This is a genomic window from Shewanella sp. YQ_9, assembly GCF_043103185.1.
In the GTDB taxonomy this organism is placed as follows: domain Bacteria; phylum Pseudomonadota; class Gammaproteobacteria; order Enterobacterales; family Shewanellaceae; genus Shewanella; species Shewanella algae.
The window spans coordinates 74,147-95,789 of the sequence record NZ_JBICJO010000059.1 but is presented as its reverse complement, the minus strand read 5'-3'; the positions used below and the strand labels follow the sequence as shown (position 1 = coordinate 95,789).

The window sequence follows — 21,643 nt, the reverse complement described above, 5'->3', positions numbered from 1 at the left end:
TATTTGTGGCAGCGAAACTTGCCAGCCAGATATTGGTAATCCTGCGCCGGAAAGGGAATAATGCTGGGCGCCAATAAAAAATAATTAGGATGGGTCATGGTTGAATTTATTGATGTTACTGACCAGGATGCAATTTTCAGTGAGGCAGACTGGGATGCATTGCTGGTGGTCAGCGCCGATGTGACGGCGTGTCCAATCGAAGAGGTGGCTATGCTGGCCTCCCACGGGGCTCAAGTTGACAAACGGGTGGGCAAGAGCCCGACGCTGTTGTTTGCGCCCGGGCTTGCCGGTGGCCGCTTGATTATCGCCCCGGTCGCGCCGCTTGGCGATTATGACGATGTGCGTGCCTTCGCCAATGCTGCCCGGGCCGGTATCGCCATCGCCCGTGACGCCGGAGCCAAAAGGCCGCTATTGTGGGTCGATAAGCCTGCATCCTTAGGTGATGAATACGCCAAGGCAGATATGGTTGCGGCGCTGGCAACGGCGCAGGAGCTATGGCAGCCATTGGAAGCCCGTGAGGCGGGCGCCGCCCTTGACAGCATAGAAGCCATAGGGGTGATGAACGGCGCCGATGCCGGCATGCTCAATGCCATTGAAGCCGGCCGCACCCTTGCCAGAGATCTTTGCGGCACTGAGCCCGAGCGCATGGGCGCGCCTGCCTTTGCCGATTACTGCCTCAACGCCTTCAAAGATTCAGGGCTGTCGCTGCAGGTCGTGGAAGACAGAGACATTCTCGAGCGGGACTATCCCTTGCTGAGCGCTGTGGCGCGGGCCTCTTTTGCCGTGGCCAGACATCAGCCCAGAGTCGTTAAATTGGAGTACCGCGGCGAAGGTGAAATCCAGCACAACTATTTCTTTGCCGGTAAGGGCGTGGTGTATGACACAGGCGGCGCCGATCTGAAAGTGGGCGGCGCCATGGCCGGTATGAGCCGCGACAAGGGCGGCGCGGCTGCCGTGGCCGGTTTGATGAAGACCTTGTCATTACTCAAGCCCAAAGGCATTCGTGTGGTGGCCGAATTGGGGCTGGTACGCAACAGTATAGGCAGCGAAGCCTTTGTCACGGACGAAATCATCACAGCCCATTCGGGTGTCAGGGTCAGGATTGGCAATACCGATGCCGAAGGACGTTTGGTGCTGGCCGACTTGCTGTCCCATCTGCGTTTAAAGGCGCAGGGCAGTGCGGCGCCCGAGCTATTCTCTGTGGCAACCCTGACCGGCCATGTGGTGCGAGCGTATGGAGCTTACAGTGCGGTAGTGGCCAACGCCGTTGCCGAGCAACAGGCATTACCCAAGCGGTTGCAAGCCAGCGCCGAGCGTTACGGTGAAGGGCTGGAGCTGTCTCGTTTGCGTAAGGAAGATTTTGCCAAGGTGCGTGATGTTTCCGGCGCCTCTGAGCTACTTTCTTCCAATAATGCGCCCTCATCGGTTACCGCCAGAGGACACCAGTATCCGGCGGCCTTCCTGCTAAAGGCTTCCGGATTGGCGCAACACGGGGTAAAAGACGCTCAGCCCATGGCCTATAGTCATCTGGATATCGCCGGCAGTGCCACAGAAGGTGATCCCCTCTATGGCAAACCTACGGCGGCGCCGCTGCTTGGGTTGTTTGCCTATATGACTGAGTAAGTCCTCAACGCCTCCCGGCCGATGTCGTCGGCCGGGTTATCCCTGCACTCTGTCCGTTGGCTTTTCTTCACTTGGCGACCGCTATGTTGGCATTACATGGCCCCGATATTTGCTGGACGTCATCTCACCCAAGCTATCCACTGCGAGTGATTGGATCCCGCCCCTGCTTTAGGTTGTTATCTGGCACGGTATCTGAAAACAACAGAAAACTTTCAGACGGATTTTTACCCAGCCCTTGGATGGGGTGATCCAATTCACCTTAACTGGTCTTACCTCTTTGAGATCACGCTTTTACCCCCGCCGGGAGACTAACATTTGGGCTGTAACTGACAGCTAATTACAGTGTTAGATTTTACTTAATTGGAATGAGGTTGGCCTGATTGGCTTTTAATTTATTTATTTAAAATCAAATGGTAATGAGTATTCTCTTACTATGTTTCGAGATGTATCATTAGGTGCGGTGGGTAAATCCTGTGTAACTTTTATGTAATTACCTTACAATTTTAGGTGTATTTTAAATTTTTAGCCTCAATACTTGTAATAAAATTACAGGTGGCTATAATAGCTCTCGTTGGTTAGGCAAGCGCCTTCCACCTCTAGTCAATCCAGGATGGATAACTATCTCCAAGGAAATGAGTGACAAGTTGTCTCCACGGATATGAGAACCTCTAGTTCCAGGGAACCGAGCCAAGCTTCACTAGAGTATTTATTTCACAACTTTGTTAGGAGTATCGGCTATGTCTTACACAGGCAAAAACAACGTAGTTTATTGGAGCAACACCTGGTTTGATTGTCAGGTTTTGCGCGGCGGCATGTTCGCCATGAGTTTCAAGGGCTGACTACCCCTTTAAGTAGTTCCATCATCCATCAACCTTTGTTCACCACTCTGTGGTGTATTTAGACTCAAGTCGCAATAGAAGTTTTGCTTCTGTTGCCAGGTGTTACCCGCTAGCGCGGTAGACTCTTTCCCTTTTGGGTGCTTGATACATGTCTTGGCCTGCTCTTTGAGCAGGCTTTTTTTTGTCCGCAGCAAAATGTGAATAAATTGTGAGCTGGTGGGCATTTAATGGATACCACAGGTAGCCTCCATGCTCTGGTGCTGGTCTGATCAGGTCAAACTCCCTATAATCTGCCGCCGATGACCTCGTTAAAGAAGTGTCACAAACCTCCCTACACTCAAACTCAAGGAACCTGGTTCCATGTTGGAAAAACTGTTCAAGTTAAAGCAAAACAAAACCTCTCTGAAGCAGGAAGCCGTGGCGGGTCTGACCACCTTTCTGACCATGGCTTACATCATCTTTGTTAACCCCTCTATGCTGGCCGATGCCGGTATGGATCAGGGCGCTGTCTTTGTGGCGACCTGTGTCGCGGCGGCGATAGGCTGTCTGGTCATGGGGCTGCTGGCCAATTATCCCATCGCCCTGGCGCCGGGAATGGGCCTCAACGCCTTTTTTACCTACACAGTTGTGGGGGAAATGGGTTATAGCTGGGAAACCGCGCTCGGTGCAGTATTCCTCTCCGGGATCTGCTTTATGATCCTCTCCCTGGTGCGAATTCGGGAATGGGTGGTCAACTCCATTCCCATGTCGCTGCGCCTTGGCATAGCCGCAGGTATCGGCCTGTTTTTGGCGCTCATCGGCCTCAAGAGTGCCGGCATAGTGGTTGCCAACCCGGCAACACTCGTAGGTATGGGCGATATCACCGCATTTCCGGCACTGATGTCGGTATTGGGGTTCTTCCTGATCATCGCTTTTGTTCAGCGTGGTTATAAGGCGGCGGTGATCCTCAGCATTCTGGCCATCACAGTGTTGGGGCTGGCCTTTGGTGATGTGCAATATAGTGGCCTGGTATCCATGCCGCCTTCCATAGCGCCCACCTTTATGAAGATGGATCTCTCCGGCATGCTGGAGATCAGCATGATTTCCGTGGTGTTTGCCTTTTTGTTTGTGGACTTGTTCGATACCTCGGGCACCTTGGTAGCCGTGGCCCATCGTGGTGGTTTCCTGGATGACAAGGGCCGCTTGCCAAGACTCAATCGCGCCCTGACCGCCGACAGCGCTGCCACTATTGCCGGGGCCATGCTGGGTACCTCGACCACCACAAGTTATGTCGAGAGCACCTCAGGCGTTAGTGCCGGTGGCCGTACCGGCTTGACCGCCGTCGTGGTCGGGCTGCTGTTTTTGGCCTCGCTCTTTATCTCGCCGCTGGCTGGTATGGTGCCGGCCTATGCTACCGCGGGCACCCTCTTCTATGTGGCGATTCTGATGATGTCTGGTCTGGTGCATGTAGAGTGGGAAGATTTGACCGAGGCTGCCCCTGTGGTGGTGGTCTGCCTGTTGATGCCATTAACCTTCTCAATAGCCACGGGTATCGCCTTTGGCTTTATCGCCTATGCGGCTATTAAACTCCTCTGCGGCCGTTTTCGCGATCTCAACGCCGGGGTTGTGGCACTGGCGCTGCTGTTTATTCTCAAGTTTGCCTACGGGAGCTAAAGGTAAAACGCGAGCAAGTGCTTTATAAACCGTATTTATTTTGAGGGTCATACTTTGTATGGCCCTTTTTGTATGAGATACCGCAATAAATAACGATTTTATCCACTTGAAGGCCTACTGCCGCTAGGAATCAGGCGACGGATTGGGTATAAGATTTATCCCCGACTTTTTTAAGCAAATACAAGTGATGAACTTGAGTGACACACGCTACCGCCGGGTAGTGGTAAAACTGGGTACCAGTGTACTTACCTCCGGCAGCAAGCGCCTGGACAAGGCCCATATGGTCGAACTGGCCAGGCAGATGGCGACCTTAATGCGCGCCGGTATCGAAGTGGTTTTGTGTACCTCCGGCGCCATTGCCGCCGGGCGTGAGCATCTGATGTATCCGGAGTTGCCGGATACCATGGCCAACAAACAGTTGCTGGCGGCCGTGGGCCAGAGCCAGTTGATTCTGGCCTGGGCGCAGTTGTTTAGTATTTATGGTCTGCACGTGGGGCAGTTGCTGCTTACCCGGGCGGATCTCCATGATCGTGAGCGCTATCTCAACGCCAGAGATACCCTAAATGCGCTGCTGAAACAGAATATTATCCCTATCATCAATGAAAACGATGCCGTTGCCACCAATGAGATCAAGGTAGGGGACAACGACAACTTGTCCGCCCGGGCAGCGCTTTTGTGCGATGCCGACTTGCTGATCCTGCTGACAGACCAAAAAGGCTTGTTCGATGCCGATCCGCGCTACAATCCCAATGCTCATCTTATCAGCGAAGTGGCCAATATCGACGACAGCCTGCGGCAACTGGCCGGCGGCTCGGTTTCCGGATTGGGTACCGGCGGCATGGCAACCAAGCTGGAGGCGGCCGACATAGCTCGCCGCGCCGGTATCGAAGTGGTTATCGCCTCGGGTCATCATCCGGATGCCATCGAAAAAATCGCTGCTGGCGAGTCAGTGGGGACTCACTTCTGTGCCATCGAAACCCCACTGGAGAGCCGCAAACAGTGGATCCTTGCCGGGCCCAAGGCCAAGGGGAAACTGACCTTGGATGAAGGCGCGGTGCGGGCGGTAACCGAAAAGGGCCGCAGTCTGCTGTCCAAGGGGATCATCGCCGTCGAGGGCGAGTTTGAACGCGGCGCCACAGTGCAACTCTTGGATCCCAAGGGCCGTAAACTGGCGCGGGGGATCTGCCGCTACAGCGCCGCGGCCCTCAAACGTATCGCGGGCCAGCATTCAGATAACATTGAATCCTTGCTGGGCTATGACTATGGTGATGCAATAGTGCACCGCAACGACATGGTGGTTTTATGACAGCTGAATATCTGCAACAACTGGGGCAAAGGGCCAAGGAAGCCAGCTTTGCCCTGGCCAATCTTTCCGGCACCGCCAAGCAGCAACTGCTGCACAATATCGTTGCCGCTCTCAAGGCCGATGAAGCGGCTATTCTCGCGGCCAATGAGCAGGATGTAGCCGCGGCCAAAGAGGCCGGCCTCAACGCGGCCATGATAGACAGGCTGTTGCTGGATAAGCCGCGCCTGGCTGGAGTCATAGCCGATATCGACAATGTGATTGCCCTTGCCGACCCCATCGGCCGCGAATATGACAGCCGGGTGCTGGATAACGGCTTGCGCCTGTGCCGCCGCGCCGTGCCACTGGGGGTGATAGGCGTTATCTATGAGGCCAGGCCCAATGTGACTGTGGATATTGCCGTTCTGGCCCTTAAAACCGGCAATGCGGTGATCCTCCGTGGCGGCAAGGAAACCCTGAAATCCAACTTGGCGCTGGCCAAGGCGATTCGCCAGGGCGTTAAAGCCAGTGGCTTGCCGGAAGATGCGGTGCAGCTTATCGACAACCCGGATCGCACCCTGGTTACCGGCCTGCTCAAGCTGGATCAATATGTGGATATGATAGTGCCCCGCGGCGGCGACAAGCTGCAGCGGCTCTGCGCCGAGCAGGCGACCATCCCGGTTATTCTCGGCGGTATCGGTATCTGCCATCTCTATCTGGATAAGGCGGCCGATCTGGAGAAGGCCGTTCCTGTCATCCTCAATGCCAAGGTGCAGCGCCCAACCGTATGTAACGCTCTCGATACTCTGTTGGTGCACAAGCAGATAGCCAAAGAGGCATTGCCCAAGGTGGCCAAGGCCTTAGTCGATGCCGGAGTTAAGCTGGTAGGTTGCCCCGAGACTGTGGCTATTCTTGGAGCCGAGCAAGTGGCCGCCGCCAGCGAGGATAGCTTTGCTACCGAGTGGTTATCTCTCAATCTGGGGATCCGGGTAGTCGATGATATCCAGCAGGCCATAGGTCATATTCGCCGCTATTCCAGCGGTCACTCCGAGGCTATCCTCACGGATGATATCAACGCCGCTACCGAGTTTATGAATCAGGTGAATTCGGCGGCGGTTTACCTCAATGCCAGCACCCGTTTCACCGATGGCGGCCAGTTTGGCCTGGGCGCCGAGGTGGCTGTCAGTACTCAGAAACTGCATGCCAGAGGCCCCATGGGACTGGAAGCACTGACCACCTACAAGTGGTTGGGAGTCGGTGATTACACCGCCAGAAGTTAGTGTTTACTTCTTGTAAAAGGTATTCAGAGCATAGTGTAACCCAAGCCCCGCAGTTGCGGGGCTTTTGCTTTGGCCGCTTACGATTCAGCTCTTGATCGCTGCAAAACTGCCGCGGCAGAGCTTGGCCAAGTCCTCTGCGGCAAGACAGATCTCTAGTCCGCGGCGACCGGCGCTGACATAGATGCTGTCAAACTCCTGGGCGCTGGCGTCTATCACTGTAGGTAACTGCTTTTTCTGCCCCAGAGGGCTGATGCCGCCCACCAGATAGCCGGATGAACGCTGCGCCAATTGCGGATTGGCCATCACCAACTTCTTGGCCTTAATCGCCTTGGCAACGCATTTCAAGCTGAGTTGATGATTCACTGGCACCAGGGCCACCGCCAGTGGCGGTGACTTTTCATCGCTGCTGACTAGCAGAGTCTTGAATACCCGGTTGGGATCCAGTCCAAGTGCACTGGCGGCCTCTTCTCCGTAGGAAGGGGCATTCTTGTCGTGGTGATATTCGTGAACGGTAAAAGAGATCCCCGCCTTGGTGGCGAGATCGATTGCGGGTGTCACAAGTGTCTCCTTAGGTGATGGCGTGAGTAGCGTTTAGTATCGCGTTTTAATCCGGAGATCTGTTGCGCCAAAACCTGTCTAACTATCAAAATAGGTGTCATAGCATAAGCCTCAAGCCTTTCTGGGTCGAGACAGCGGGTCACTCTTTTAAGACTCAGTTTAAGAGCAAGACCACAAAGCGGCACAAAAGCTTAAGTATTAACTCAGACAATAGCTTAGAAAATAGCCAAGAAAAATAGCTCAGACAATAGCCTAGATATCGGTGGCGATTCAATCTGAATTCGAGGCTAATCTAGGCTAGCAAAATCGATAGGCCAGGGAAGGGCTTTAAACATGAGTTAAGTCAAAATAAAACGCCCGGCATCAGGCTGGGCATTTTGAAATACTATGGCGGCCTTACTTCTGCGTTGCGCGGTAGTGGTCGAAATTCTCGATATAGTCGTCCATAGAGCCTTCAAGCATCTCCTTGTAGCGCTCCATATAGTAATCCATCATCTCTTGCTTCTTCGACTGCATCTGCTCCTTGGTGGCAAAACCGGTAGAGCCGAACCAGGCATTGTAGCGAGCCAGGGCATACATGAAGGAGGCACTGACTTCACCGGTTTGGACTTCAGTATTCTGGTTCTGTTTGTTGGCCAATTCGATGAGCTCACTGGCACGCTGAAAAAACGCCTTATCTGTATCAGACATCTGAGATTCCTGTTTAAAGTCGAGAGCTTGCCTCTCGGTATTAGGGTTAGCTTACCCTAGAGTGTTTTGCTGCAAACTGCTGTAATCCGCCTCACATTCCTGATTGCTAAAGCTCAACAAGCATGAGCTGAATCGCAAAGAGAGCAACTATCTTCCCAAATAGCCAATCATTTCGGCGCCGGCAGTTAAAACAGTATTTTATCGCTTTTATCTAATTTCTCCCTATTGGCGATTTTTTCACTTATCTACCCTGGTTATTGTAGATACAATTCAACTACTTATGTTAGACTTTTTTCTTAACTGCAGCGGATATGACTCTCAGTGTAGTAGGCCATGATAGGGAATATTGGCCTGACATAGTTCCCGGGCCGCTCTCGGCGGTTTTGGGGGATCTTCAGGGACGAAGTCAGTTTCGTGTCCGTGCGGTAGCTATGCCTGCAGCAAAATGTTCCGCAAAAGCAGCCTGTTTTAGATGGTTTGCGCGTTAATCTGTTGGCGGAATTAAAAATGTCAATAAAGCCAAGTGTATAGTGTTTTTTGGTAGATGGCAGATTTGGAAACTGTAGTGGCAAAAGAGCCTTTCGGTGAGGTTGAGTCAATGAAGTTTCCGAACAATATAATTCAGTTCACTGGAACCAACAGAAGCTAACAAGCGCATGCTGTCGAAAAATTAAGACGCCTGTTGTGGTCTATTTTTCACTAGGAATCTCTGAAGTTCTTTTAACGTCTGCTCCTTGCCAGCTTACTGTTGGGGGGACTTTTTTCGCTGCAACGGTAGCTAGCTTCAGAAATTAAATAACATCCTTCGCTACGATAAGTAATCGTATCTATTTTAATACATAGAATTTTATATTTTAACTAAGGGTTAACATTGAAGACGACTATTGAAACATCGCACTCTGAAATTATCTTTAATATTGAAGTTGATGACCTCGACTCTTTTGAATGTTTAAATGCGCTGGCCGATGTGTATCTTGATCTGAGTTATCAGATTGATGAGAAGCTCTCGGAACATGGTGTCAGTGTGGAATTCCACACGCTGTTCTATTCCATTAATGTTATGACCCCGGAAGGCCAGGTGGAGGAAGAGGAGGTGTTCGCTAAGTTTGTGGGTAACTCAACCCTGGAAGCGAAAGCGGCTACCTTTATCAGCAACGTTAATATCTGGTGTCGAACCCGTGACGACGACAGAATCTGGCAGGATGATGAAAATCCGCTGGCCGAGAACGCTGCTTATGTTTTGTGTATGCAGGATCTGAAATACATCCCGTTATATGTTGAGCTATTACTGCTGAACGATCTGGATCATGAGGTGTACCAGAATGATCATATCGAAGCCTTGATCGAAAAACACGGCATTTGTAAGCCTATGCTGACGCTGCTGGCGCATCGGGCAGGTGGCGCAGGTGGTCAGTGGGGGTCACTGCAGGTCGAAGCACACCAGGATGTGTTGCTGGATTATTTTGCTGAATATCCGCAACATCTTAAGTTATTTCTGGAAACCGGGGTTAAGTCCGTATACGATCAGTACATGGGTGGTGAGTTGTGGTTTGCAGCGATTCGTTTTTATGCGGATTTTATTGCCGATGAGAATGAGCGTGAAGATTGGTTAAGTCAGCAGGAACAAACCGCCTGGATTTATTTTAACAGTATTGATTTTGACTAATTGGAATAAAAGTCCTTAAAAATATAAAATAATTTCGCGTGGTTAACCTTTTTAAGGTGGTTATTATGCCACGCCATTGTCGCTTATTTGTTCTATTCCTAATGCTCCAGATTGCAGTGTTAAATAGATAAAAGAGTCCATATCTGAAACCAAAGATCTCCGGTATGGTTACTCTGGCAATTGAGTTTGGCGAGTAAGTATCAGCGATTTAATTAGTATTATCTTGAATAGTGAGGATCGCGGATATTAATGCAGTCTTCATCGGGAACTGTCTCATAGATAACGCAATACTGGAGTGCTTTCAAAAACTCAGCCAAAATCTGTGGTCGCTTTTTGTAATTAAGCCCAAGCCGATAAAATTGTGTTAGCTGTAGATATATTGGTTTTCTATAATTCTTTTCCAGTTTTTGTAAGGAAGTGCAACAAACAGGGTAATTCTGGTTTTACCAATCCACGAAAAAACACTGAGGTCGACACCTGCATAAGGAATTATTATGTCTATGCTTATAGGAAAGCCTAATGTTTCAATGTAAGTGCAAAACTCCACCATTTAGCTATTTAGATTATGAGATAATTGAATTGGATAAAAATAACCAAGGACAAGCTAGGTTACAGACGTGCAAAATTTGTGGTTCTGTCTGGGTCAATTATCTAATTGAAGAACCACACTATACAAAATCTGGTAGGTGGTGGAGAGCTGAGACTTAATCTAGTGATTTTGGTTATTTAAAAATTGAAAATGTTAAAAGCTATATTGAGTCACAAGAATCCTGTTTTGTTGGGGGGAGCTTTTACGAGCAAGATATACATAGGCAAAGTAAACCTATATACATAGGCTAGTAAAAAGAAAAAACGTTGGTTCTCAGCATTAATAACGTGGTAGTTAGGCTCCGGTTATGCTTAAATAGGTTAAGTCTAATCAAACATCTGCAATGCCAGGCTCTTTTTATCTCAGTGTGCTTAAGTTACCTAGCGGTGCTTGGATGCAGACCGAAAGAAGATTAATTTGTCGTTCTATAATAGGGAGCTTGATTTTTGTTAAAGAGGCCAAATGGTAGATTTCAGTATTTCACAAATAGGCGCGCTGATTCTGCTCCGGAATTTTAAGCTTTCAAACTTGCTAGAGTCAAAAATAATAGGGGCACCATTAAAGGCTGATGTCTGGCATTTGCGTTGTAAAAAAGATGAGCGGCTAAAGCTTCAGAAAGAATTGGCAGGAAAACTCAAACAAAATGAACAAAACTCTTCCCTAGGCTTGGTTCTGGAATAAATTGATGAAATATGTAAAAAATAATAGGCTAATTATTATTGCCCATTCTGGGCTGAAGCTCGTTACGATTGGCTGTTGTCGGTATTATGCATAGAGGAAGGTATGGAATACGTAAACAAACCACCTGGCGTAAGTAGAGAATCGATTAGAGAGCTTGAAGAGGCTTTTGGTGTTAGCTTACCAAGTGAATTTTATGATTGGTGGCAGAAAAGTAATGGGGCGGACATCTTTTTTGGTTTTAAAGAGCTGCAATTTTTCTCAATCATAGAAATACTAGGTGAGGATATATACGAGTTAAAGAAGTATATGCCTAAATCAATACCTGTTTGCATGGATGGGAATGGTAATATTTGCGTGGCAAAAATTGAACAGGAAAGAATTTCTGGCTATTACATCGCTAATTGTGGCGACTTAGGTTGGGATGAGGCCAAATTTGTTGCCAAGTCTCTTGTTGAATTGGTAAATGATCAAGTTTCGCCAGAAAGCAGGTTAAATACATGAAAAGTGACTGTGGTATTATTTTTGAAAAACACAGTTTTAACTTTGCCTAATACCTCTGTGCGCTAATTGCTTTAAGGTATTTGTTCGGTACAACCGTTTGCTCGCATTGTGTAACTGTTATTTTTATAGGGAGTGCTTGTGATATTGCCAAGTTATTATACGGAATGGCTCAGTAGTATTGATACAGCTGAAGTGGTCTGTTACAGAGGGAGTGAGTTCTATTTGTTCCCGGAGAGTGAGCTTGCTGATGAAGTCACGATAGATAAAAACACTGTCAACGCCTTTAACCAGCTTTATGCCTTCATCAAAACTCAATTAGAAGTTTCCGGCAGCTCTCCTTTAACCATTGAGCAGTGCAGCTCTTGCATTACTATCGGAACTGATAATGGTAATCCAGTTTTTATCGATCTAATGCGCGAATCAGAATTGTTCTGCTACTACCTGGATGGTGGTTATGTTGAAGCTAAAGGTGGTAACTTGCTAAGCCTGACTATCGAGGCAAAAAATATATAGAAATCGATCAAGAGGGAGCTCTTCTTTGCCAAATAACTGGAGACTCAGAAATTACTACTAAAGGCACGCTGATGTTCATTTTTTGGCTAGTTAAGGTTCACGATTAATCTCGCAATATACTGGTTATGTTGATGGAGTGGCATGCTTTAGTGGTCTGATTCTTGATTATTAATTAGAAGTTAGCATATTCCTGCTCGGGGTAGTAACCGAGTTTAACCAAGCCATACAGTAAGCTCTGATATTATGTGTATTAACAACTTAGGCAGCTACTATTGACAAGGTTATGAACTTAAGGGAATTGAAATTGTTTATTGGGAAAAGAGAGTAGACGTTAAGATAGTTTGTTATCAATTTTTACAGACATACAGGGATAGAATGTTAGTTGCCGTTGCATACATCATAGTCACCTTGCTGATGCTCATAATGCTATTAAAGAAAAGGCGTTCAAAATTGATGCTTTTATACTTTATGTTGGAGCTTTATTTTGGCGCGGTTGCGGTAGCTTCTTATATGGATTAGTTCGAAAAGCATCAATATTAGAAAGTGCTCAAGTAGCGAGACGTTTAACTCTGGTTTTTCCTGTCTAATGTAGGGTAACCCTAGAAACGAGCAAGTTGGCATCCACTGGTTAACAGTAATGAAATTTGTGGGTTTATTGGCTTTTGGGTGAGTATTTTGGCTTTTTTGGTATTAGTTGTTAGTAAGAGTTATGAAATAAATGAGATGGATTAATTTCTAAAAAACGACATGTCGACAAAACAGCCTTGCGCTCATGGTGAAGGTATCAGCCCTTTCGATTATGTGGAAATGCAGCTTATGCTGCTGGCGAATAACTTTTCTATAAGGTCGGCAGCGTCATTTGGGTTTAACTTCCTCTGGATTTCAACTTCTGCATGGAGGTAGAGTGGATTGTAAGAGGTGGATTTTATGCTTGGAAACCCAATAAGGAACGAATGACATCAGAGTTAAATCAAGGCTGAGATTATTTTGGATGTATACAATATGGCCGGTGGCTTTTTAGTCATGCATTTGACTGCGCTAATCAAGAATCAAGAATCAAGAATCAAGAATCAAGAATCAAGAATCAAGAATCAAGAATCAAGAATGACTCAGGCATAATTGTTACTTGAACAATTATTTTAAATTTATAGATTTATATTAAACAAGCCGGGAGTGATAATCGCCCCGAAACGTTAGGCGATATTTTTATATGGTGACTGGTTGCACCCGGCAATGCCTTTGATTGAAATGGAGTTTAAATGAGTATTTTAGTAAACGCGTATTCCACGCACCTTAATCCTATAGATATCTCTTTTCCACATGTGTTGAATAACAGGCGTGGTTTAAGTGACCCAGAATTGACAAACCACCTGAACGGGTTTCACAGCTATATCCTCGAAAGAGGAGGTAGTGAGATGACTAAAATAAAATATCATCTTCTGCGTCATATACAGAGGGTAAATCATCAGTTTAGCTTCGATCTGGAAGAGGCTCATTTGGACGATTTGTCTACGTGGGCATTGGAGTCCAATTCGATCTTATTCCTCCCTGATGGAACTGTCCGAGATCCAAACGGCCATGTCCTATTTTACCCTGATGGACGTCAGGCCGATGACGCGGCATTCATTCCATTCCTGGACGCAAGCTATAGCCGCAAGCATCAAACAGAAGCTCTGCTTAAAGCAAGGCATTTAAATGTTCCTCCAACTCCTCCTATACCTTGTGAGCATGAAATAAGCCTTAGGCCTGTTAGCGAGATTGTCCTTCGTGCAATGTCACTATTTGTTGTCGCCGTCCGAGCTGAGTCTATCGCAACGGGAGACCCGCTCGATATAGAGATGCTGAAGGAACGTATTCCAAGAGGCTTTGTGGCTCTAAGTCCCGCAGAAGAGGCGTTTTTAAAGGCTGAACACCTTGATGATAACTCTGACGAAAGCCTGGTAGTGCAGTTTGTTTGGCGATATGAGGCTGCGGCGCTATTGCTATGGGTATTGGGTATTTTGCCTGAACTGCCATTTCCGGATTCCATTTGTGACGTGCCTGAAATTGCCAGGCTGATGCTCGATTCCAGCTCTTGGGAAGACAGGGTTGAGTTACGGGCGGTCGATGAAGTGCTGGACTGTTTGGACCTGCATTATCGGCTTCATTGGTTATGCCGTCAGGCCGGCATTGACGGGGCAGATATTTCCCCAGATATCGACCGAGGAGTTGTGCTTGAGCGCCATTATGCCCTTAATTGGCTAATCGGCTTTGAGAATAGTGATTGGGATGAAGTGGACACTCCAACTTGATCGATATTCAAACAGCCTAATAAGCTGCGGCATGGATGCTTATTGGTTTTTGGTGCCTGTTAGTATGCGCTTACCATGAGCTTGCAACCGGTTTCCTCGTTTGCACTACAGAGGGAAACGGCTCTCCTGAATTTAATTTAACAGCTTTGGATTAGGTAAATTATTAATGCTTAAAAGAGTCATCATCGGGATTGTCGTTTGCTTTGGCTTGGTCATGCCGATACAGGCGCAAACCTACAAAGGCACCTTGGGCAAGTATTCCATTATGCTTAGCATCCAGGATGATGCCGTGAGCACTTATATGTATACCCGTTACTTGAAGGAGATCCCTCTGGAGCGGGAGGGGTATACCTTTTATCAGCGTTACAGTTCGAAAGAGCAGAAGCTGGAACTGTTCGAGCTTCGCTTGGTAGGGGGAAACCTGCAAGGCACTTGGCAGAATAAACAAAGGGTTTTGCCTGTGCATCTGACGCCGGTTGAGCAAAGCCTTGCCGATTATCGGGCTGAGCATATGAAGTTTACCCTGGTCGGGGAAAAACAGTTTGCTAAGCAAACCATTGAGCTAATCAAAGAAGATCACAGCAACTTTGCTTTTTACCGGCTCGGCAAAGGGTTTACTCAAGCCCAGCAAGCATTTTTAAATCCGCTGCTGGCAAAATTGCACCGGGATTACGTCTCGAATTTTCTGCAATGTGAAGAGGCATCATACGAACCTCAAATAAGCCTGGTCTCTGATGAGTATTTTAGTGTCGTTATTCAGTACCAGATTTCTTGTGGTGGGCCGCATCCTGAGTATGGTGAGCAGATGTTGAATTTTGATCTCAGCAAACTGGCGCAGTTGCATGACCTAACGGAACGCTTCCCCAAGTTGGACTATTACTCCTTGTTGAAAGAGAAATATGCGAATAACAATGAGCTACAAGCTGAATGTGAGTACTTCGAATCCCGGGACAACTGGGCGATGGTGAAATGGCGACTCACCGCGGATGGGGTCATCATTCAACCTTACTATGGTCATTCTATGGCACCCTGTGAAGTTGATTTCTTTCTGAGTACGCAGGAGTTGAATGATTAAAGCTGACAGAACTATGAGTAAATGGGAGGCATCATGAGAAGAATTTTATTGGTTGTGTTTGCGGCTTTGCTCAGTGGTTGCCTGGGTATGCCAGATTCGGTCAAACCTGTATCAGGGTTTGAACTGAACAACTATTTGGGCAAGTGGTATGAGGTGGCTCGCCTCGACCATTCATTTGAGAGAGGCCTCACGCAGGTTACGGCCGAGTACAAGATGAGAAGTGATGGTGGCGTTTCTGTGCTCAACCGGGGCTACTCAGAGGCTGACGGCGAGTGGAAAGAGGCGGAGGGCAAGGCGTACTTTGTTAACAGTGATACCGACGCTTATCTGAAAGTTTCATTTTTCGGTCCCTTTTACGGCTCTTATGTGGTCTTTGAATTGGATAGAAAAAACTACAGTTATGCCTTCGTTTCCGGGCCAGATACCGATTACCTGTGGTTACTGTCGCGAACGGCGGTTGTTGAGCCTGAGGTAATGGACAAATTTATTCAGATGTCGGCCGAACGCGGTTTTGATACCAGTAAATTGATCTTTGTCGCGCAGTGATAGACATGGCTTAGGGCAGCATAGAAATAGTTTCAGGCAGATAGCCTTGATGACTGAACTATCTTTTTCTCTTTTGCCCGTGGCTTTTTGTAGGGGGAAAGGTCAGGATGAGCTGGAGATAGATTCAAGCGACACTATTTCCCGCATCGCCTGCCAGCAAAAAAGCCAAGGTTTTGATACCTTGGCCTTTTTATTGTCACCCCAAAACCACCTCCTATGGAGGTGGTGATCGTCAAGTCGGGGCTCAGCCCGAAGATTGCCCATACTGCATACTGACTCGGTTTGTTACCAGCAAATCAAGGAGTAAGCAGTATGAGCCGATATGAAAGTGCATCGCACGTCTTCTATCGCTGTCAGTATCACATTGTATGGACGCCAAAGTATAGACACAGGATCTTGAAGGGCCGAGTTGGGCAGGAGGTTTGTCGAAGTATTTATATCTATAGCGGCATGAAGAAGTGTCGGATAGTAGAGCTAAATGTCCAGATAGACCATGTTCACTTACTGGTGAGACTTCCGCCAAGCTTGAGTGTCTCGGAGTACGTAGGTTTTTTAAAGGGAAGAACGGCGATAAGACTGTTTAACAAATTCCCTTACTTACGAAAGCATAAATTATGGGGTAACCACTTTTGGCAAAGAGGCTACTTTGTAGATTCAGTGGGAGCAAACGAAGAGATCATTCGTCGATATGTAAGGTATCAACAGAAAGTAGAGGCAGAGGAATCAAACGGTCAGAGCAAGCTTGGTTTGGATGGGTGATTCTTTTAGCCCCCTTCTAGGGGGCTGTTCAAAGCCACCTGCTATGCAGGTGGATTTTTTACTAAACGCTGCTTCAACAACAGTTTCAATCAAATGCGGTTTGTTCTCAGAGTCCGTTTCCCATCAAACAATGTTCACTTTCGGCGCCTTGGGTTTCAGTACTTTTTGTATCAAGAGGGCTAACAGGATAAGCCCCATGCCTACCAGAGTCGCCAGTGTGATGGTTTCTTTCAATATCAGCGCAATAAACACCATGGACAGGAGTGGCGTCAGAAACACCAGATTGGTGATGCTGGCGGCTCGTTCTGTGGTTCTTAGTGCCATCAGCCAGAGTACAAAGGTGACTCCCATTTCAAACAGGCCGACATAGACACCGGCACCGAGGGCTTGCCAATGCAAAGAGGGTAGGCTTTCGGTTGTCAGCAAGGTGATGGTTATCAGCGGCAGGCTCACCAAAAAACTCAGCATCAGGCTGACAATGGCATCGCCCTTGTCTTTGGTATTAATGATCCAATATAGGCACCATAGCAGGGTGCTGGAGAGTGCCAGCAGTATGCCAAAGGGGTTTGCAAAGTCCATTGACAACAGATTGCCACCGGTGGCTATCACCAATACTCCAAAGTAACCTGTGACGGCCGCCAGCATGTCACTGCCCCGTAGTTTTTGCTGCAACATGGGCGCTGCCAACAGCGGCAGTAATACCGCCCAAGTGTAGTTCAGCGACAGCGCCTGCTGCGCCGGCAGCAGATCATAGGCCTTGAACAGCACCAGATAATAAAGAAAGGGGTTCAGCAACCCTGTTTGCAGGTAAAACCAGGGGCGGGCGCAAAACTGTTGCTTTAATAATTTGAGTTTTCCCTGCCAGGCAAGAATAAGCCCCAGGCAGACGGACGAAGTGATGACGGCAACAAACACTAGTTGCAATGGCGAGAAGAAGCCAAGGGCGATTTTAAAGGCGGTCGCCACTGTGGACCATAGGAATACGGCGGCCATCCCGTAGATCAGGGCCAGCTGGGATTTTTTCACTCTAGACTTCTCTGCCAGTACAGCTATTTGGCGGCCAGGCTGGCCACCTCCGGAATAGACATCATTTTATTCAGCGTCGGTGAATAAAAAAAGATCCCGGTGCGGCGATGTGTAAAAAGATTGAGCAAAAGATCCATTTTTTTCTTCCTGGCCCTTGTAAAGCAATTTTACGCCCCTATATAGGGGGTAAGGCAAGATTGGGGGCCATCTACAACGGGCTTGAAAACAGCGAGTTTACCCCCATATCTGAAATCAGATAAACATATTCAGTTCGAAAGAAAAGATTTTTCGGAGGACCTCATGGGTAAAATTATTGGTATCGACTTAGGCACAACAAACTCTTGTGTAGCTGTCCTCGATGGTGACAAGGCTCGCGTATTGGAGAATGCCGAAGGCGATCGTACTACACCTTCTATCATCGCCTTCACTGAAGACGAGACACTGGTTGGTTCACCTGCAAAACGTCAGGCCGTGACCAACCCAGCCAACACTTTCTTTGCCATCAAGCGTTTGATTGGCCGTCGCTTCACTGACGATGAAGTTCAGCGCGACGTCAGCATCATGCCTTTCAAGATCATCAAGGCCGACAACGGCGACGCTTGGGTTGAAAGCCATGGCAAGAAGATGGCACCACCTCAGGTGTCTGCCGAAGTACTGAAAAAAATGAAGAAAACTGCTGAAGATTTCCTGGGTGAGCCAGTGACTGAAGCGGTAATCACAGTACCTGCTTACTTCAACGACTCTCAGCGTCAGGCCACCAAAGATGCCGGCCGTATCGCGGGTCTGGAAGTAAAACGTATCATCAACGAGCCAACTGCTGCGGCACTGGCCTATGGTATCGACAAGAAGCAGGGCGACAACATTGTTGCTGTATATGACCTGGGTGGTGGTACCTTCGATATCTCCATCATCGAAATCGACAGCAACGACGGCGACCAGACTTTCGAAGTACTGGCAACCAACGGTGATACTCACCTGGGTGGTGAAGACTTCGACAACCGTCTGATCAACTACCTGGCTGACGAATTCAAGAAAGAGCAAGGTCTGGATCTGCGTAACGACCCTCTGGCTATGCAGCGTCTGAAAGAAGCTGCCGAGAAGGCCAAGATTGAGCTGTCCAGCACCACTCAGACTGAGGTGAACCTGCCTTACATCACTGCTGATGCGACAGGTCCCAAGCACTTGGTGGTTAAGATCACCCGTGCCAAACTGGAATCTCTGGTTGAAGACCTGATCCAGCGCTCACTGGAGCCTCTGAAAGTGGCTCTGGCCGATGCCGACCTGTCAGTGTCTGACATCAATGAAGTGATCCTGGTGGGCGGTCAAACCCGTATGCCTAAGGTTCAGGAAGCGGTAACCAACTTCTTCGGCAAGGAACCACGTAAAGACGTGAACCCTGATGAAGCGGTAGCCGTAGGTGCTGCGATTCAAGGTGGTGTACTGGCCGGTGACGTGAAAGACGTACTGCTGCTGGACGTAACGCCTCTGTCTCTGGGTATTGAAACCATGGGCAGCGTAATGACCAAGCTGATTGAGAAGAACACCACTATTCCTACCAAGGCACAGCAGACCTTCTCTACAGCAGACGACAACCAGAGCGCAGTGACCATTCACGTGCTGCAGGGTGAGCGTAAGCAAGCCAGCGCCAACAAGTCACTGGGTCAGTTCAACCTGGAAGGTATTGAGCCTGCTCCACGCGGCATGCCACAGATTGAAGTGACTTTCGACATCGACGCCGACGGTATTCTGCACGTGTCTGCCAAAGACAAGAAGACAGGCAAAGAGCAGAACATCACCATCAAGGCCTCTTCCGGTCTGTCTGATGATGAAGTCGAGAAAATGGTCCGCGACGCCGAGGCTCATGCCGAGGAAGACAAGAAGTTTGAAGAGCTGGTCAGTGCCCGCAACCAGGCCGACGGTCTGGTACACGCCACCAAGAAACAGGTGGAAGAAGCCGGTGACGCTCTGGCAGCAGACGACAAGGCCAAGATCGAAGCCGCTATGGCCGCTGTAGAAACCGCCGCCAAGGGTAACGACAAAGAAGCCATCGACAAGGCGACTCAAGAGCTGATCGAAGCTTCTGCCAAGCTGATGGAAATCGCTCAGGCCAAGGCACAACAGGCCCAAGGTCAAGGCGAAGCCCAGAGCAGCAATGCCCAGGCCGATGACGTTGTCGATGCCGAGTTCGAAGAGGTTAAAGACGACAAGAAGTAATTGGGTGGTAACACTCGATTAATTCCGGCGGGCGTTACGGGGCAACCCTAACGCCCGCTTGTGTGAATCCAGCTTGGAAAGCGTGAGATTATGTCAAAGCGAGATTATTACGAAGTATTGGGCGTCGGTCGCGACGCCAGCGAGCGGGAGATCAAGAAGGCCTATAAGCGCCTGGCGATGAAGTATCACCCTGACCGCAACCCGGGCGATAAGGCGGCCGAGGCCAGCTTTAAAGAAGTCAAAGAAGCCTATGAGATCCTGACCGACGAAGACAAAAAAGCTGCCTATGACCAGTTTGGTCATGCCGGGGTTGACCCCAACCGTGGCGGCGGTGGCTTTGGCGGCGGCGCCGATTTCGGTGATATCTTTGGCGATGTGTTCGGGGATATCTTCGGTGGTGGTCGTCGTGGCGGGCATCGTCAAGCTGCCCGTGGTTCAGATCTACGTTACAACCTGGAACTATCGCTGGAAGAAGCGGTTCGTGGCTTGACCAAAGAGCTGCGTATCCCAACCCTGGCAAGCTGTGATGTGTGTGATGGCTCAGGGGCCAAGAAGGGTACCTCGGCTACGACTTGTGGTACCTGTCATGGTGCCGGTCAGGTACAGATGCGTCAGGGCTTTTTCGCCGTGCAGCAGCCTTGTCCTACCTGTCATGGCCGCGGCAAGATCATCAAAGAGCCTTGCAGCAAGTGTCATGGCGATGGCCGCATAGAGAAGAGCAAGACACTGTCGGTGAAAATTCCGGCCGGTGTCGATACCGGTGACCGTATCCGTCTGGCCGGTGAAGGTGAAGCCGGTGAATTTGGCGCTCCGGCGGGTGATCTTTATGTTCAGGTCACAGTGCGTGAGCATCCGATATTTGTCCGTGACGGCAATAACCTCTATTGCGAAGTGCCCATCTCCTTTGCCAAGGCCGCCCTCGGCGGTGAAGTGGAAGTACCGACACTGGATGGCAAGGTAAGCCTGAAGATCCCGGCGGAAACCCAGACCGGACGTATGTTCCGCATGCGCGGCAAAGGGGTTAAGTCGGTACGCAGTCACGCGGTTGGCGATCTGCTTTGCAAAGTGGTGATGGAAACGCCAGTGAATCTGTCCGAGCGCCAGAAAGAGTTGCTGCGGGAATTCGAAGCCTCAGTCACCGGCGAATCCAAGAAGCATAGCCCCAAGGCCGAAGGTTTCTTCGACGGGGTGAAAAAGTTCTTTCAGGATCTGAATAGCTAACTTGCTCTCGGCCGAAACAAAAAACCGATGCTCAAGGCATCGGTTTTTTTTAGGCTATTCCCGGAGAAGCGTTAACGGTAGGTTCGATACTTATGCGGCTTCTTCAGTTTCTTCTGTTTGGGCTTTCCGGCGGCTTATTTTGCACTTTTAGAATTGCAGTGCTCGGGGCTCCTGTCCTGTAATCAGAGCCCTGGTATTCAGGCACCCAGCTTATGGAGTAGGCTTAGCCACAGTTGTTGCTCTTGCTCACTCAAGCGTGACATAAACTCATCGGCGACTTGCTGAAACGATACCTCGGCCTCTGCAAAAATCTTAGTACCCGCCGGTGTCAGGGCCACCAGGCTGACTCTGGCATCCCGGCTGGCGGCTTCCTTTTCTACCAGACCAATTTTTTCCATTGGGTTAAGCAGGCGGGTGATCCCCGAAGCGCTGAGTCCGGCGCCCTGGGCCAGGTCAATCCTTCTGAGCTTATTGCCCTCGGCCTTTGCCAATTGCCTCAGTACCAAAAACTCGCTGAAGCTGATGCCGTGCAGCGACAGCCTGCCTGCCAGACTGCGTTGCAGTTGGCTGTGTATCTCGGTTATGGCAAGCGCAATACTTGCCGTAATGGGTTGTGTCATCTGAAACCTCTTTAGA

18 protein-coding genes are annotated in these 21,643 nt (G+C 49.0%); 14 read left to right on the top strand and 4 right to left on the bottom strand.

The window, feature by feature from the left end; translation table 11 throughout:
- Positions 1 to 96 precede the first annotated feature (96 nt).
- From ACF8D4_RS16270 to ACF8D4_RS16255, 4 genes are all read left to right on the top strand, one after another.
- Positions 97 to 1,623 (top strand): leucyl aminopeptidase family protein, encoded by a 1,527-nt coding sequence (locus ACF8D4_RS16270; RefSeq protein ID WP_144191386.1) that lies wholly within the window; start codon positions 97 to 99, stop codon positions 1,621 to 1,623.
- Positions 1,624 to 2,822: 1,199 nt separating this feature from the next.
- Positions 2,823 to 4,115, top strand: coding sequence for an NCS2 family permease (locus ACF8D4_RS16265; protein ID WP_025009904.1), 1,293 nt, complete (start codon positions 2,823 to 2,825; stop codon positions 4,113 to 4,115).
- Positions 4,116 to 4,302: 187 nt separating this feature from the next.
- The gene (gene proB / locus ACF8D4_RS16260) at positions 4,303 to 5,421 is read left to right on the top strand and encodes a glutamate 5-kinase (RefSeq protein ID WP_392465939.1); all 1,119 of its coding nucleotides are present in this window, start codon (positions 4,303 to 4,305) and stop codon (positions 5,419 to 5,421) included.
- Positions 5,418 to 6,677 (top strand): glutamate-5-semialdehyde dehydrogenase, encoded by a 1,260-nt coding sequence (locus ACF8D4_RS16255; RefSeq protein WP_392465907.1) that lies wholly within the window; start codon positions 5,418 to 5,420, stop codon positions 6,675 to 6,677. The genes proB and ACF8D4_RS16255 overlap by 4 nt, the downstream gene beginning before the upstream one ends.
- An 84-nt stretch (positions 6,678 to 6,761) precedes the next feature.
- On the opposite strand, the gene ybaK is transcribed toward ACF8D4_RS16255, so the two are convergent.
- Both ybaK and ACF8D4_RS16245 read right to left on the bottom strand, forming a co-directional pair.
- Positions 6,762 to 7,235 carry a Cys-tRNA(Pro) deacylase gene (ybaK, locus tag ACF8D4_RS16250; protein WP_028780679.1) on the bottom strand — a complete coding sequence of 158 codons (474 nt, stop codon included), beginning with the start codon at positions 7,233 to 7,235 and terminating at the stop codon, positions 6,762 to 6,764.
- Between the two features lie 396 nt (positions 7,236 to 7,631).
- Entirely contained in the window at positions 7,632 to 7,925 is a 294-nt protein-coding gene (locus ACF8D4_RS16245; RefSeq protein ID WP_025009906.1) for a DUF3144 domain-containing protein, read from the bottom strand.
- An 871-nt stretch (positions 7,926 to 8,796) separates the two neighbouring features.
- Here ACF8D4_RS16245 and ACF8D4_RS16240 point away from each other — a divergent pair.
- The 8 genes from ACF8D4_RS16240 (at position 8,797) to tnpA (ending at position 16,546) form a co-directional block, all read left to right on the top strand.
- Complete coding sequence (locus ACF8D4_RS16240; protein ID WP_025009907.1) at positions 8,797 to 9,591, top strand: hypothetical protein; 795 nt, start codon at positions 8,797 to 8,799, stop codon at positions 9,589 to 9,591.
- A gap of 1,051 nt (positions 9,592 to 10,642) precedes the next feature.
- Complete coding sequence (locus ACF8D4_RS16235) at positions 10,643 to 10,861, top strand: hypothetical protein (RefSeq protein WP_071238070.1); 219 nt, start codon at positions 10,643 to 10,645, stop codon at positions 10,859 to 10,861.
- A gap of 102 nt (positions 10,862 to 10,963) precedes the next feature.
- Positions 10,964 to 11,362 carry an SMI1/KNR4 family protein gene (locus ACF8D4_RS16230; protein WP_045283651.1) on the top strand — a complete coding sequence of 133 codons (399 nt, stop codon included), beginning with the start codon at positions 10,964 to 10,966 and terminating at the stop codon, positions 11,360 to 11,362.
- Between the two features lie 138 nt (positions 11,363 to 11,500).
- Entirely contained in the window at positions 11,501 to 11,875 is a 375-nt protein-coding gene (locus tag ACF8D4_RS16225; RefSeq protein ID WP_045283650.1) for a hypothetical protein, read from the top strand.
- Between the two features lie 1,259 nt (positions 11,876 to 13,134).
- Entirely contained in the window at positions 13,135 to 14,166 is a 1,032-nt protein-coding gene (locus ACF8D4_RS16220; protein WP_335901234.1) for a DUF4272 domain-containing protein, read from the top strand.
- Between the two features lie 166 nt (positions 14,167 to 14,332).
- Positions 14,333 to 15,241, top strand: a complete 909-nt coding sequence (locus tag ACF8D4_RS16215) for a hypothetical protein (RefSeq protein WP_054744758.1) — start codon at positions 14,333 to 14,335, stop codon at positions 15,239 to 15,241.
- A gap of 33 nt (positions 15,242 to 15,274) precedes the next feature.
- Positions 15,275 to 15,787, top strand: a complete 513-nt coding sequence (locus tag ACF8D4_RS16210) for a lipocalin family protein (RefSeq protein WP_025887891.1) — start codon at positions 15,275 to 15,277, stop codon at positions 15,785 to 15,787.
- 312 nt (positions 15,788 to 16,099) lie between these two features.
- The gene (gene tnpA / locus ACF8D4_RS16205) at positions 16,100 to 16,546 is read left to right on the top strand and encodes an IS200/IS605 family transposase (protein WP_335901232.1); all 447 of its coding nucleotides are present in this window, start codon (positions 16,100 to 16,102) and stop codon (positions 16,544 to 16,546) included.
- Between the two features lie 123 nt (positions 16,547 to 16,669).
- Here the strand turns inward: tnpA and ACF8D4_RS16200 are convergent, their stop codons facing one another.
- Complete coding sequence (locus ACF8D4_RS16200) at positions 16,670 to 17,572, bottom strand: DMT family transporter (protein WP_117200398.1); 903 nt, start codon at positions 17,570 to 17,572, stop codon at positions 16,670 to 16,672.
- Between the two features lie 300 nt (positions 17,573 to 17,872).
- Here ACF8D4_RS16200 and dnaK point away from each other — a divergent pair, with 300 nt between their 5' ends.
- A complete protein-coding gene (gene dnaK / locus ACF8D4_RS16195) occupies positions 17,873 to 19,786 on the top strand; it encodes a molecular chaperone DnaK (protein ID WP_219159019.1) in 1,914 nt (637 codons plus the stop codon).
- 90 nt (positions 19,787 to 19,876) lie between these two features.
- On the top strand, positions 19,877 to 21,007 hold the full coding sequence (gene dnaJ, locus ACF8D4_RS16190; protein WP_025009916.1) for a molecular chaperone DnaJ: 1,131 nt from the start codon (positions 19,877 to 19,879) through the stop codon (positions 21,005 to 21,007).
- Positions 21,008 to 21,204: 197 nt separating this feature from the next.
- Here dnaJ and ACF8D4_RS16185 read toward each other — a convergent pair whose 3' ends face one another.
- Complete coding sequence (locus tag ACF8D4_RS16185; protein ID WP_028780668.1) at positions 21,205 to 21,627, bottom strand: MarR family winged helix-turn-helix transcriptional regulator; 423 nt, start codon at positions 21,625 to 21,627, stop codon at positions 21,205 to 21,207.
- Between the last annotated feature and the right edge of the window lie 16 nt (positions 21,628 to 21,643).

Bases quoted from the DNA above. Each gene is read 5' to 3' on its own strand.
- tnpA (WP_335901232.1), top strand. From the start codon at position 16,100: ATGAGCCGATATGAAAGTGCATCGCACGTCTTCTATCGCTGTCAGTAT.
- ACF8D4_RS16185 (WP_028780668.1), bottom strand. From the start codon at position 21,627: ATGACACAACCCATTACGGCAAGTATTGCGCTTGCCATAACCGAGATA.
- ACF8D4_RS16265 (WP_025009904.1), top strand. From the start codon at position 2,823: ATGTTGGAAAAACTGTTCAAGTTAAAGCAAAACAAAACCTCTCTGAAG.
- ACF8D4_RS16220 (WP_335901234.1), top strand. From the start codon at position 13,135: ATGAGTATTTTAGTAAACGCGTATTCCACGCACCTTAATCCTATAGAT.
- ACF8D4_RS16230 (WP_045283651.1), top strand. From the start codon at position 10,964: ATGGAATACGTAAACAAACCACCTGGCGTAAGTAGAGAATCGATTAGA.
- dnaK (WP_219159019.1), top strand. From the start codon at position 17,873: ATGGGTAAAATTATTGGTATCGACTTAGGCACAACAAACTCTTGTGTA.
- dnaJ (WP_025009916.1), top strand. From the start codon at position 19,877: ATGTCAAAGCGAGATTATTACGAAGTATTGGGCGTCGGTCGCGACGCC.
- ACF8D4_RS16210 (WP_025887891.1), top strand. From the start codon at position 15,275: ATGAGAAGAATTTTATTGGTTGTGTTTGCGGCTTTGCTCAGTGGTTGC.
- ACF8D4_RS16215 (WP_054744758.1), top strand. From the start codon at position 14,333: ATGCTTAAAAGAGTCATCATCGGGATTGTCGTTTGCTTTGGCTTGGTC.
- ACF8D4_RS16235 (WP_071238070.1), top strand. From the start codon at position 10,643: ATGGTAGATTTCAGTATTTCACAAATAGGCGCGCTGATTCTGCTCCGG.
- ACF8D4_RS16245 (WP_025009906.1), bottom strand. From the start codon at position 7,925: ATGTCTGATACAGATAAGGCGTTTTTTCAGCGTGCCAGTGAGCTCATC.
- ACF8D4_RS16255 (WP_392465907.1), top strand. From the start codon at position 5,418: ATGACAGCTGAATATCTGCAACAACTGGGGCAAAGGGCCAAGGAAGCC.
- proB (WP_392465939.1), top strand. From the start codon at position 4,303: ATGAACTTGAGTGACACACGCTACCGCCGGGTAGTGGTAAAACTGGGT.
- ACF8D4_RS16270 (WP_144191386.1), top strand. From the start codon at position 97: ATGGTTGAATTTATTGATGTTACTGACCAGGATGCAATTTTCAGTGAG.